At 71.5% G+C, this 12,305-nt stretch carries 13 protein-coding genes; 3 read left to right on the forward strand and 10 right to left on the reverse strand.

Features of this window, described 5'->3' with window-relative positions; all coding sequences use genetic code 11:
- The first annotated feature begins 107 nt into the window (after positions 1-107).
- Together ABZT17_RS43775 and ABZT17_RS43780 are read left to right on the forward strand one after the other, a co-directional pair.
- Entirely contained in the window at positions 108-1,142 is a 1,035-nt protein-coding gene (locus ABZT17_RS43775) for a right-handed parallel beta-helix repeat-containing protein (RefSeq protein ID WP_356357776.1), read from the forward strand.
- A gap of 38 nt (positions 1,143-1,180) precedes the next feature.
- Complete coding sequence (locus ABZT17_RS43780; RefSeq protein ID WP_356357765.1) at positions 1,181-2,209, forward strand: methyltransferase; 1,029 nt, start codon at positions 1,181-1,183, stop codon at positions 2,207-2,209.
- Positions 2,210-2,277: 68 nt separating this feature from the next.
- On the opposite strand, the gene ABZT17_RS43785 is transcribed toward ABZT17_RS43780, so the two are convergent.
- The 10 genes from ABZT17_RS43785 to ABZT17_RS43830 form a co-directional block, all read right to left on the reverse strand.
- Positions 2,278-2,610, reverse strand: a complete 333-nt coding sequence (locus ABZT17_RS43785) for a TcmI family type II polyketide cyclase (protein ID WP_356357766.1) — start codon at positions 2,608-2,610, stop codon at positions 2,278-2,280.
- Between the two features lie 19 nt (positions 2,611-2,629).
- A complete protein-coding gene (locus ABZT17_RS43790) occupies positions 2,630-3,109 on the reverse strand; it encodes an SRPBCC family protein (protein ID WP_356357767.1) in 480 nt (159 codons plus the stop codon).
- A gap of 1 nt (position 3,110) precedes the next feature.
- Complete coding sequence (locus tag ABZT17_RS43795) at positions 3,111-3,368, reverse strand: acyl carrier protein (protein WP_356357768.1); 258 nt, start codon at positions 3,366-3,368, stop codon at positions 3,111-3,113.
- A gap of 32 nt (positions 3,369-3,400) precedes the next feature.
- The gene (locus ABZT17_RS43800; RefSeq protein WP_356357769.1) at positions 3,401-4,651 is read right to left on the reverse strand and encodes a ketosynthase chain-length factor; all 1,251 of its coding nucleotides are present in this window, start codon (positions 4,649-4,651) and stop codon (positions 3,401-3,403) included.
- The gene (locus ABZT17_RS43805) at positions 4,648-5,916 is read right to left on the reverse strand and encodes a beta-ketoacyl-[acyl-carrier-protein] synthase family protein (protein ID WP_356357770.1); all 1,269 of its coding nucleotides are present in this window, start codon (positions 5,914-5,916) and stop codon (positions 4,648-4,650) included. The genes ABZT17_RS43800 and ABZT17_RS43805 overlap by 4 nt, the downstream gene beginning before the upstream one ends.
- A complete protein-coding gene (locus tag ABZT17_RS43810; RefSeq protein WP_356357771.1) occupies positions 5,913-6,338 on the reverse strand; it encodes a cupin domain-containing protein in 426 nt (141 codons plus the stop codon). Before ABZT17_RS43810 ends, ABZT17_RS43805 begins: the two co-directional genes overlap by 4 nt.
- Positions 6,339-6,400: 62 nt before the next feature.
- Positions 6,401-7,519, reverse strand: coding sequence for a SchA/CurD-like domain-containing protein (locus ABZT17_RS43815; RefSeq protein WP_356357772.1), 1,119 nt, complete (start codon positions 7,517-7,519; stop codon positions 6,401-6,403).
- A 148-nt stretch (positions 7,520-7,667) separates the two neighbouring features.
- Positions 7,668-8,297: a class F sortase gene (locus ABZT17_RS43820; RefSeq protein WP_356357777.1), complete on the reverse strand. Its 630-nt coding sequence runs from the start codon at positions 8,295-8,297 to the stop codon at positions 7,668-7,670.
- Between the two features lie 194 nt (positions 8,298-8,491).
- Positions 8,492-9,070 (reverse strand): hypothetical protein, encoded by a 579-nt coding sequence (locus ABZT17_RS43825; RefSeq protein WP_356357773.1) that lies wholly within the window; start codon positions 9,068-9,070, stop codon positions 8,492-8,494.
- A gap of 184 nt (positions 9,071-9,254) precedes the next feature.
- Complete coding sequence (locus ABZT17_RS43830; protein WP_356357774.1) at positions 9,255-10,916, reverse strand: FAD-dependent monooxygenase; 1,662 nt, start codon at positions 10,914-10,916, stop codon at positions 9,255-9,257.
- Between the two features lie 292 nt (positions 10,917-11,208).
- On the opposite strand from ABZT17_RS43830, the gene ABZT17_RS43835 reads away from it, so the two are divergent.
- Positions 11,209-12,198: an aldo/keto reductase gene (locus tag ABZT17_RS43835; protein ID WP_356357775.1), complete on the forward strand. Its 990-nt coding sequence runs from the start codon at positions 11,209-11,211 to the stop codon at positions 12,196-12,198.
- Positions 12,199-12,305: the final 107 nt, after the last annotated feature.

The following is a 12,305-nucleotide window of genomic DNA, read 5'->3' on the forward strand; positions in this document are numbered from 1 at the left end:
TGGCCCCACTCGGACACTGAGCAACCGACCAGGCCCTCCACGACAGCCCCTGGGCCACCCCCAGGGCCTGTCGCGACAGCCCCTAGGCCTGCTGCCGCATCGCGTATCTGGCGTGCACCGCAGCGATCCTCGTCGCGGGGCTGGGAGCCGCCCCGCCCCGCTCCGCGCCCCGGACCCATCTGGTCTTCCCCGGGCAATCCATCCAGAAGGCGGTCGACGCCGCCCGGCCCGGGGACACCGTGCTGGTGACATCCGGCACCTACCGCGAGAGCGTGAAGGTGACCACCCCGCACCTCACCCTGCGGGGCATGGGCCCCGGCACGGTCGTCGAACCCGCCCTGACGAAGGCCGCGGACAGCTGCGCCGACAACGGCAACGGCATCTGTGTGATCGGCACCAAGGACAAGAACGTCGAGGGCGTCACCGTGGCCTCCCTGACGGTGACCGGCTTCACCCGCACCGGCGTCTTCGGCATGGCCACCGACGGGATGACCGTGCAGAACGTGACCGCCGTGAAGAACGGCGTGTGGGGCATCGCCCAGGAGCGATCGGTGCGCGGTGTCATCCGCGGCAACACCGCCCGGGACAACGGCGACGCGGGCCTCTTCTTCGCCAACACCATCAAGGCCGAGGCAGGCGCCACCGACACCCAGGGCACGCTGGTCGCGCACAACCGGCTCGAAGGCAACCGGATCGGCATCACCGTCCGCCGGCTGCGGGACCTCACGGTCGCCGGCAACCACCTCACCGGCAACTGCGCCGCGGTGTTCGTCGTCGGCGACGAGAACACGCCCAAGGCCGGCGATCTCACCGTGCGTGACAACCGCATCGTGCGCAACAACAAGTCCTGTCCCAAGACCGACCGGCTGCCCGCCATCCAGGGCTCCGGCATCGTCCTGACCGGCGCCGAGGACACGCTGATCACCCGGAACACCATCACCGGCAACGTCGGCGACTCCCCGCTGTCCGGCGGCATCGTCCTGTTCAGGAGCTTCGTGGGCGTCACCAGCGACCGGAACCGGATCAGCGACAACCGGCTGGAGGGCAACGCCCCGGCCGACCTCGTCAACACCGACCCCGGCAAGGACAACACCTTCGCCGGCAACACCTGCAAGGCGTCCAGGCCCGCGGGCCTGTGCTGACCGACCACATCACCCAACTCCAGGAAGGGAGGCGGCACATGACGACCGCACCGACCACCACCCCGCCGTCCATGCGGCTGAGAGAACTCGTCTTCGGGGCGGCCTGCGCCGCCGCCCTGCGCGCGGCGGCCCGGCTCAAGGTCGCCGACGCCCTCGGTGACAGCCCCATGACCGTGCAGGACCTCGCCGCCGCGGTGAAGACCGAACCCAAGCCGCTGCTGCGGCTGCTGCGGGCGCTGTCCTGCTACGGCGTCTTCACCGAGCAGGCGGACGGGACCATCGCACACACCGACCTGTCCCGGCTGCTGCGCGAGGACGACCCGCACAGCCTGCGCGCCATCGCGATGTGGTGCACCGAACCGTGGACCTGGGACGCCTGGCCGAAGCTCGACGAGGCCGTGCGCAGTGGCCGCAACGTCGTCCAGGACCTGTACGGCAAGGAGTTCTTCCACTACCTCAACGAGGACGCCCCCGAATCGGCGGACGTCTTCAACCGCGCCATGACCACCTCCAGCGTCCAGTCGGCCAGGGACGTCGCCGATCTCCTCGACCTCACCGGCAGCACCTCGGTGGCGGACATCGGGGGAGGCCAGGGGCACGTCGTGGCGAGCCTGCTGGAGAAGTACCCGTCGATGCACGGCACCCTGCTCGACCTGCCGCGTGTGGTGCGCAACGCCGACGCGCGGCTGCGGCCGGGCGGCGCCCTCGCGGACCGGGTGGACATCGTGGGCGGCGACTGCCGGGAGGCCGTCCCGGTGCGGGCGGACGTCTACGTCATCAAGAACATCCTGGAATGGGACGACGAGAGCACCGCCCGCACCCTGCGCAACGTCCGTGAGGCGGGCGGCCCCGGAACCCGGGTCGTGGTCATCGAGAACCTCGTCGACGACACCCCCTCCATGCGCTTCAGCACCGCCATGGACCTGTTGCTGTTGCTCAACGTCGGCGGCGCGAAGCACACCACCGACAGCATGGTCAGCCGGCTGACCGCCGCGGGCCTGGTCATCGACGACATCAGCCCCGTCAACCCCTACCTGCACGCCTTCGACTGCCACGTCCCCGGCTGAACCCACCCGCGACGCACCGGTCGCCGGACCCCCGACGCTGCGGGTCCGGCGACCGGTGCGGTGCTTCGTCAGCCGGCCGGGTCGCGCTCCCAGAGATAGAAGCGCTGCGCCATGGCGTCCTTCGGGGAACGCCAGGTCTCGGGGTCGTACGCGCTGACGTACGACGCGAGACGCTCGCTGACGCCCCGGAACTCCGGGTGGTCGGTGATCTTGGCGATCGCGGGTCCGGGCTCGCGCTCGGACTCGATGAGATGCATGTACACGTCGCCGAACTGGAACAGACTGCGCCGGACGACCCCGACGAGGTGCGGCAGCTCTCCCCGGTCGGACTCGTCGAAGATCTTGGCGATGTCCGGGGCCGAGCCCGGTGCCATCCGGGCGACGATCAACGCCTGGTGCATGGGATGTCCTCCGTCCGGCTCAGTCGGTCAGGCCGGGCGTGAGGCCCCGCTCGGCGGCGGCCTTCTCGATCCGGTCCCGGATCAGGGCCAGCTGGACCTTGGAGTTGCGGTTGATGTTGTCGGTCATCCAGTCGTCGTCGACCGGCGCCTCGGGCTTCATCGCGAAGTCCTGCGTCCAGATCATCCGCGTGCCCTGGGGGACCTCCTCGTAGCGCCACAGGATGTTCATGTGGTCGAAGGGGCCCGTCTCGACCCGGCGCGCCCTGACGGTGAGCGCCTCGCGGTCCGTCTCCCGCTCCGAGACCCAGCTCCACACCGTGCCGTTCTCGTCGGGGTGCATCGTCAGCCGGAAGGTGACCTTGTCGCCCTCCCGGGAGAGGATCTCGGCCGAGGCGTACTCGCTGAACAGCCGCGGCCAGCCGGCCACGTCGTTGGTGATGTCCCACACCAGGTCGACCGGAGCGGCGATGGTGATCTCGTTCTCGGTGTGCCCGCTCATGTCACGCCCCCGCCATCAGAGCGCTGTTGACCTGGTCGAGGAAGATCCGAGGCGTCTTGCTGCGCTCGGCGTCCGGCGGCATCGGCGTGCCGTACCGGTTCTCCAGCTCTCCTACGATGCCCAGCAGACCCAGCGAGTCGACGCCGAGGGTGTCGAAGCCGGAGTCGTACTTCTGCTGGAGCTGCTCGGGCGCGACGGTGACACCGGCGGCCTTCTTCATCAGTTCGGCGAGCTCTTCCACCGTGATGCTCTCACTCATACGGTTGTTCTCCCTTGCTCCTTGACGGTTCGTCACCGGACTTGTGTGGCGCCGTGCCGCAGCACCAGCGCCGAGTTCGACCCCATGAGCCCTCGGCTGAGGACCAGTGCCGTACGCGGCTCGGCGGCGCGGGCGCGGCCGACCACGAGGTCGAGGTCATGGCAGATGTCGAAGACGTTCGGGGTGGGCGGGATCACGCCGTGCCCCATCGCGAGCACCGCCGCCGCGACGTCCAGGACGGGTGCGGCGCCGTAGCCGCGGCCGATCCCGGTCTTCGGCGCCGTGACCGGGACCCGTCGGCCGTGCCTGCCCAGCGCGTCCGCGATCGCCAGGGCCTCGGCGCGGTCCGCCTCCAGCACCCCGAGGGCGTCGGCGAAGACCACGTCGATCTCCTCCGGGGCGCAGTCGGCCTCGGCCAGCGCACCGCGGATGGCGTGCGCGAGTCCGTCCCGGGACTGCTCCCAGCGGCCGGCCCCGGTGAACGTCGCCGCATGCCCGGCGAGCCACGCCCGTACCTCGACGCCACGCTCCCGCGCCGACCGCTCGTCCTCCACCACCAGCATCGCGCCGCCCTCGGCGGGCACGAAACCGCAGGCCGCCGTGGTGAACGGACGGTAGGCACGCGCCGGGTCGGCCTCGGTGCTCAGCTCCGGATAGCCGAGCTGGCACACCATCGAGTACGGGGCGAGCGGTGCCTCGGTGGAGCCGGCCACCACCGCGTCGGTGCCGCGGCGCACCGCGCGTGCCGCGTGCGCGAGGGCGTCCAGGCCGCCCGCCTCGTCGGAGGCGACCACACCGCACGGGCCCTTGAACCCGCGGCGGATGGAGATCTGGCCGGTACTGGCGGCGTAGAACCAGGCGATGGACTGGTACGGGCCGACGAAGCGGCTGCCCTTGCCCCACAGCTGCTGCAGCTCCCGCTGCCCGAACTCACCGCCACCCGAACCGGCCGCGGTGACCACGCCGATCGAGAACGGCGCGGCCTCGGTGTCGGCGCGGCCGAGCCCGGCGTCGTCCAGCGCCCGGTCGGCGGCCGCGAGCGCGAAGTGCGTGAAGCGGTCGGTCTGGACGAGGTACCGCTCCTCGACGGCCGAGTCGGCCTCGAAGTCGCGGACCTCGCCCGCCACCCGCAGCGGCAGGTGCTCACAGCCCTCGCGGGTGACCCGGTCGAGGACGCTGATGCCCGCCTCGGTGGACTTCCAGAAGGCGTCGGTGCCGTTCCCGTTGGGCGCGACCACGCCGATTCCGGTGACGGCGACACGTCGTGGAAGGGGTTCGCTCATCGTGTCTGCTCCCTCGGCCGGGACAGGACCACCGCGGACTGGAAGCCGCCGAACCCGCTGCCGACGGAGAGCACGCTGTCCAGGCGGCGCTCGCGGGCCGTGCGCGGGACGTAGTCCAGATCGCACTCGGGGTCCGGGGTCTCGTAGTTCGCGGTGGGCGGTACGACCTGGTGGGCCAGGGCCAGCACACAGGCGGCGACCTCGATCGCGCCGATCGCGCCCAGGGAGTGGCCCACCATGGACTTGATGGAGCTCATGGGCGTGTCGTAGGCGTGCGCGCCCAGGGCCCGTTTGACGGCGGCGGTCTCGTGCCGGTCGTTCTGCTGGGTGCCCGACCCGTGCGCGTTGACGTAGTCGATCGCCGTCGGGTCGAGACGGGCGTGGTCGAGGGCATGTTCGATGGCGCGGGCCATCTCCAGGCCTTCGCAGGTCAGACCAGTCATGTGGTAGGCGTTGCCGAAGGTGGCGTAGCCGCTGAGCTCGCAGTACACGTGGGCGCCGCGGGCCCGCGCGTGCTCGAGGTCCTCCAGGACCAGTACGGCACCGCCCTCGCCCATGACGAAGCCGTTGCGGTCGGCGTCGAAGGGGCGGGAGGCGTGGGCCGGGTCGTCGTTGTTGGGGGAGGTGGCCTTGATCGCGTCGAAGCAGGCCATGGTGATCGGGGAGATCGGTGAGTCCGACGCGCCGGCTATGCACACATCGGCCCGGCCCTCCTCGATCGTGTGGAAGGCGTAGCCGACCGCGTCCAGACCCGAGGTGCAGCCCGTGGAGACGGTCTGTACCGGCCCGCACGCCCCGAACCGTTCGGCCACCGCCGCGGCCAGCGTGCTGGGCGCGAAGGCACGGTGCAGATGGGGTTCGGCCTCCCGGTGGTCCACGTCCCAGCGCTCACCGCGGTGGCTGACGAGGACGTAGTCGTGCTCCAGGCGGGTGGTGCCGCCGACCGCGGTGCCCAGGCAGACACCGACCCGCCAGGGGTCCTCGCGGCCGAGGTCGAGGCCGGAGTCCCGGACCGCTTCGTCCCCGGCGACCATCGCGAACTGGATGTAGCGGTCGCTGCGCGCGATCTGCTCCGCGTCCAGTCCGTGCGCCGCGGGGTCGAAGTCGCACTCGGCGGCGATCCGGGAGCGCAGTCCGGCCGGGTCGAAGAAGGTGATGCCCCGGGTCGCGGTCCGGCCCTCCGACAGCAGGTTCCAGAACGCCGGTACACCTATGCCGCCCGGGGCGACGACGCCTATGCCGGTGACCGCCACACGCCGGCTCATGAGGCGACCTGTTCTCGGCCCGCCACCGGCGCGGCGTCCGTCTCCTCGGTGTCCACATGTCCGAGCGGCGGTGTCGGGGCCAGCGGCCCGAGGTGGAAGACGATCCGCGCCTCGACCTTGCCGACGTTGCGGAAGCGGTGGCGCATATGGGCGGGGATCATCAGGCCCTGCTCGGGCTGCAGCGGATGCGGCTCGCCGTCCAGATCCACTTCCAGCTGCCCGCACAGCACGTACACGAACTCCTCGGAGTACGGGTGGTAGTGCTCACCGATGCGGTCGCCGGGCTGCACGATGGCCACACCCATGAAACCGCTGGTGGAGCCGACCGTGGCGGGGGAGAGCAGGGCGCGCAGATCGCCGCCGCGGCGGGTGTTGGGCTCGATCTCGCTCAGGGCCACGATTCTGGGCCGGGATGTAGTCACGACATTGCTCCGATCATGCGCTGCACGGGCAGGTGGGGGGCGTGGCCGTCGCGGGCCGGCGATCAGGCGTCGGGCGAACGGCGGTCGGTGACGAAGTCCATACGGGCGGCTTCGAGCACCCGTGTGAGATCGCCGTCCGGGAAGGTGGTCAGCTCGGCGACCAGACCGGGCTCGGTCAGGCCGAGGAACGGCGCGGGGGCGGCGGTGTCGAGCGCGCCCCGCACATCGATCAACCGGACCACGACGTCGTCGCGCTGGAAGATCGTGCTGCGCAGGACGGTGCTGTGCGGGTCCCCGGCCGCGGCCTCGTCGTGCCGGGCGAGCAGCTCGGCCAGCCGCATGCCCTCGCCGGGCCTGGCCGGGTAGTACAGGGCGTGCCGCTCGGCCTGCACATCCTCCTGCTGCGCCGTGACATGGTGCACGGCGGGCAGGGCCGCACGGGTGAAGAACATCCGGGCCGACTCGGGGTCGTCGAGGTCCCGGTGCTGCTCCAGATGGGGGTTGATGAGCTCCTCGACGGCACGGACCTCGGGCTGGCGGGCGACGTGCCGCAGTGCGGCGAGCAGGTCGCCGCGGACCTCGATGGCCCGCACGACCCGGTTGCCGTGCATGAACAGCGAGGTGCGGCACAGCCGGGTGGTGTCGTCGACCCTCGGCTCGGGGGAGGCGTAGTCGGCGAGGATCTTGGCGACCGTCTTCTCGCTGCCGGGTTTCACGGTGAAGGTGAGCGCGTGCCGGATCACACCGTCGCCGATGCGGGGCGAGCTCTGCAGCCGACGCTTGACATCGTTGTCGGAAGCCGGGCCGCCGGTCTCGCGGACGACGTGGAAACGCAGCGAGCGGGTGTCGCGGACACAGCTGTGCAGGGGCTCCACCATCCGCACATGCTCCTCGCTGTTGACCCAGGCGAGGAACGGCGGGGCGCTCTCCCACTCACTGGTGATCAGCCACTGCGAGGGGTTCTCGATGGACTGGCACAGCTGGTCGCTGACATGCCCGGGCACGGAGGCGACCTGGTGGCAGAGCTGCTCGTACGCCTGCAGGAACTGCTGCTGGGCGCCGTCGTAGACATCCACGAGCAGCACGACCCGCAGCCGGGAGCCGTCGAACACGGACTGGGACACACGGGGCGCCGTCTGGGGGGTCGGCCGGCCCTGGGCACGTTCGGACGTGGTGGTCATCCTGGGCACTTCTCCTTCTCGGGCGGGGCCTTGACGGCCCGGGTGGACGGCGGACGTCGGCCGCGGGGGAGCGACGTCGGCGTTCCTCGATCCTGTGCCCGTCCTGTGCGGCGCGCGACTTGCGTGCACTGGGTGGGTGACAGCGGCCTCACACCAGGTGGGCGAAGACCACCAGGTTGTCCGTGTAGTCGCGCACCGTACGGTCGTAGTCGCCCGCGCAGGTGATCAGCCTGACCTGCGCCTGGTCGGTGTCGCCGTAGACCCGCTCACTGGGGAAGGCGTCCTTGGCGAAGGTCTCCGCGCTGTCGACCTGGAAGGAGGCGGTACGGCCGTCCGCGCGCTCCACGGAGAAGACGTCCCCCTTGCGCAGCTCGTTGAGGCCGGCGAAGACGGCGGCGGACGTCTTGGTGTCGACGTGCCCGGCGATGATCGCGGTGCCGGCCTGGCCGGGGGCGGCCCCCTTCGCGTACCAGCCCACGAGGTTGGTGTCGGCGGCCGGGGGCGGCTGGAGCTGTCCGGTCGGGCCGAGGGCGAGGTCGGTGAAGGGCGCGTCCACCCCGATCTTGGGGATGCGCAGTCGCACCGGCTTCGACCAGGGGAGATGCGGTCCCGCGGAGCTCGTCGTGGGGGACGCCTCGACGGGCGCCGCCGGCGCCGCGGGCGCCGCGGCCGACGGGGCGGCCTGGCCGGCGTGCGGCGCGCGGGGGTCGTCGGGCGTCGTGCCATGTCCCGCGATCAGCGTGACGGCCAGCAGCAGCGCGCCCGCGGCCCAGATCATGACGGAGCTCGTGCGGGAGCCCTGCTCGGCGGAGGCCGGTGCGCCGCCGGACGGGGGAGGGGAAGGAACTGCCATCGGAAGAGCACCTCACTCGGGCACGGCGGTCGAGCGGACGGGAGGGGCGCGACGCGGGCCGGGCCGCCACCGTGCGACGACGGGTGGCGGCCACGGCTGCTCTATCGCGTCCGGCATGGCTAGGCCACGCTTCCGGCGGTCTTCCTGCGACGCGCCGCGTACAGACCGGTTCCGGCGACGGCCAGGACGGCCAGTCCGCCCGCGGTCACCGTCGGCATGGCGAGCGCTCCGCCACCGGTGTGCATACCGCCGTGCGGCTTGTCGTGCTCGCCGCTCCAGCCGTCGGAGCTGCTGGAGCTGGACGAGCCCTTGTCGTGGTCACCGCTCCAGCCGTCCGAGTTGCTGGAGCTCGAGGACCCCTTGTCGTGGTCGCCGCTCCACCCGCTGGAGTCGCTGCTGCTCGACGAGCCGCTGCCGTGGTCCTTGTAGGTGTTCGGGTCGAACTTGGGGTCGCGGGCGTTGTCCGAGCCGTCCTGGCGAACGGCGGTCAGCGCCCCGCCACCCGTGTGCATGCCGCCGTGCGGACCGTCGTGACTGCTGTCCTTGCCGTGCTCCTTGCCGTGCTCCGTGCTGTGCTCAGTGCTTTGGGAGGAGTCGTCCGAGTTCCAGCCGCCGTCGGCGGCGTACGCGCCGGGTGCGGAGATCGCCAGGACGGCGGAGGCCGCCGCGGTGGCCAGGACCATGCGAGCAGAGCGCATAGGGGATTTTCCTTCCGTCGTGGCCTGGGCAGCTGGCGTCTCGTCAGCTTTAGTGACCCGGCCCCGACGTGAACCACCGTCAGCGGGATGTCGCGCCGCCACCACTCAAGACGATCACGCGGGTGAACGGGCTGGGCCGACCGAGGGTGCCGCGGGGCCGGGAGGGGCCTCGCGGCACCTGACATCAGGTCAGCGCCGTCACCGTCGCCAGGACATGACGCAGCGTCGACTCGGCGTCCGGGACCGGACCCGCCGACCGCCACGCGACGAACCCGTCCGGCCGCACGAGCACGGCACCGCCGCGCTCCACGCCATGACGCTGCGACCAGTCCACGCCGTCCTCGGCCACCAGCTCCGCGTCGGGCCCGCTGCCCACGCGGTACGACGAGACCGGCACGGACATCCGTACGGAGAGACGGCCGGCCGCCTCGTGCCAGTCACCCGCGCCGTCCGCGTCGCTGAGCAGCACCAGGGACCGCTCGTACAGATCGAGGGTGGAAATCCGCTCGCCCTCGTGCCGCACCCACAGATGCGGGGCCCGGCTGCCGGGCTCACCGCTGAGGTCGAGGCCCTCCGGGACGACCGGGGCCATGGAGTCGGCGCCGACCACGGCACCGCGCGGATAGCGGTAGCCGAGAGCCACGTTGAGGATGCCGCGCTGCGGCCCGCCGCCTCCGCCGGCGCCGGGCGGCGGGGCGAAACCGGGGTGGCTGTGCTCCGCCGACCGGGCGGCGGCACGGGCGCTGGTCGCCTCCGCGACCGGGCGCCGCTCGGCGTCGTAGGAGTCCAGGAGCCCCTCTCCCGCCCAGCCGCCGAGAACCGCCGCCAGCTTCCACGCGAGGTTGTGCGCGTCCTGGATGCCGGTGTTCGACCCGAACGCCCCGGTGGGGGACATCTCGTGGGCCGAGTCACCGGCCAGGAAGACCCGTCCGGACCGGTAGCTGCGCGCGACCCGCTGGGCGGCGTGCCACGGGGCCCGGCCGGTGATCTCCACGTCGAGGTCGCTCACGCCGACGGCACGGCGGATGTGGTCGACGCACCGCTCGTCGGTGAACTCCTCCAGCGTCTCCCCGTTTTCCGGGTGCCAGGGCGCGTGGAAGACCCAGTGCTCCACGTTGTCCACGGGCAGCAGCGCGCCGTCGGCGTCGGGGCTGGTCAGGTAGCAGACGATGAACCGGCGATCGCCCACGACATCGGCCAGCCGGCGGGAGCGGAAGGTGATGCTGACGTTGTGGAACAGGTCCCCGGGCCCGCTCTGGCCGATGCCGAGCTGCTCACGGATCGGGCTGCGGGGACCGTCGGCGGCGACGAGGTAGTCCGCGCGGACGGTGGTGTGCTCGCCCGTCTCCCGGTTCTTGACGAAGGCGGTCACGCCGGTCGGGTCGGTGTCGAAGGACATCAGCTCGCTGGCGAAACGCAGATCGCCGCCGAGCCGTACGGCGTGGTCGAGCAGGACCGGCTCCAGATCGTTCTGGCTGCACAGACACCACCCGCTGGGACTGAACCGGGCCAGCCCGCCGCCCGGGTCCATCTCCCGGAACAGCCACTCGCCCGCGTCGCCCACCAGGGTGGGCGTCTGCAGGATGCCGTGGTTGCCGGACAGGGTCTCCGCGGCCCGATGGATGGCCGGCTCGACACCGGCCACCCGGAACAGTTCCATCGTCCGTACGTTGTTGCCCCGGCCGCGGGGGTGGATCGAGGTGCCGGCGTGCCGCTCGACCAGCGTGTGCCTCACCCCCAGCCGCCCCAGGAACACCGACGTCGACAGACCGACCAGGGAACCGCCGACGATCAGGACCGGGACCTTGTGGATAGGGGTGTCGTCCTGCTCCACCCGTTCGTTCATCGCTCGCCTCCGGCACGTCGTGTCATCGGCCCGGCGACGAAGGGTGCCGGGCCCCCTCATCCATGCCCCGTGGAGCTGACGCCGGGTCAGATTTCACCCGTCCGGTCCGCTGCGGGCGCAGACTTGCGTTCGAGTGCGCTCCAAGCCGTAGCGTCACAGACGGTGCGGCGTACGAGACCCGTGCCCACGGCCCGCACGGCGGGATGCCGGGCGACGGTTTCCGCCGTCAGATGGGTGAGGGACCCGTGCCTCCCGAACGACGAACGAGTTGCAGGAAAGGCTGGAATACGACATGCAGAAGCGCAGTCTGCGAGACCTCCAGGTATCGGCCATCGGCCTGGGGTGCATGGGGATGTCCGCCTTCTACGGATCCACCGACCAGGAAGAGGGCATCGCGACCATCCGGCGCGCCCTCGAGCTCGGCATGAACTTCCTCGACACCGCACAGATGTACGGGCCGCTCACCAATGAGTCGCTCCTGGGCGAGGCGATCCGGGGACACCGCGACGAGTACGTGCTCGCGACGAAGTTCAACTACCGGATGGACAACGCCGTACCCGGCGACATCAGCACCGTCGGCCCGCAGGACGGCTCGGCCGAGCACGTCCGCAGCTCGGTCCACGGTTCCCTGGAGCGCCTCGGTACCGACCACATCGACCTCTACTACCAGCACCGTGTCGACCCGAACGTGCCCATCGAGGAGACCGTCGGCGCCCTCGCCGAACTGGTCGCCGAGGGCAAGGTGCGCCACATCGGGCTCAGCGAGGCGAGCGCGGAGACCATCCGCCGCGCCCACGCGGTGCACCCCGTCACCGCCGTGCAGAGCGAGTACTCCCTGTGGTCCCGGGACGTCGAGGCCGAGGTGCTGCCCGCCTGCCGGGAACTGGGCATCGGCTTCGTGCCGTACTCACCGCTCGGCCGCGGCTTCCTCGCCGGCCGGTTCACCTCGCCCGAGGACCTCGACGCGAACGACTGGCGCCGCCAGAACCCGCGCTTCCAGGACGCCAACATCGAGGCCAACCAGCGGCTGGCCGTGAAGGTCAAGGAGATCGCGGCCGAGAAGGACGTGACCCCGGCCCAGCTCGCCATCGCCTGGGTGCTCGCCCAGGGCGAGGACCTGGTCCCGATCCCCGGCACCAAGCGCCGCACCTACCTGGAGCAGAACGCCGGCGCGGCCGACATCACCCTGAGCAAGGACGACCTGGCCCGCATCGACGCCGAGCTGCCCCAGGCCTCGGGGGAGCGGTACGACGAGGCCGGGATGCGCTCCGTCAACCGCTAGCCGGAAGGCGTACGCCCCCTCGGGGCGCCCGCCGCGACACCACCCGCGACGTCGACGGCACGGTCCGCGCGCCGCTCGACGAGCAGGGTGTCGTACGAGGTGCGGCT

This window comes from Streptomyces sp. NPDC005648 (assembly GCF_040605395.1).
In the GTDB taxonomy this organism is placed as follows: domain Bacteria; phylum Actinomycetota; class Actinomycetes; order Streptomycetales; family Streptomycetaceae; genus Streptomyces.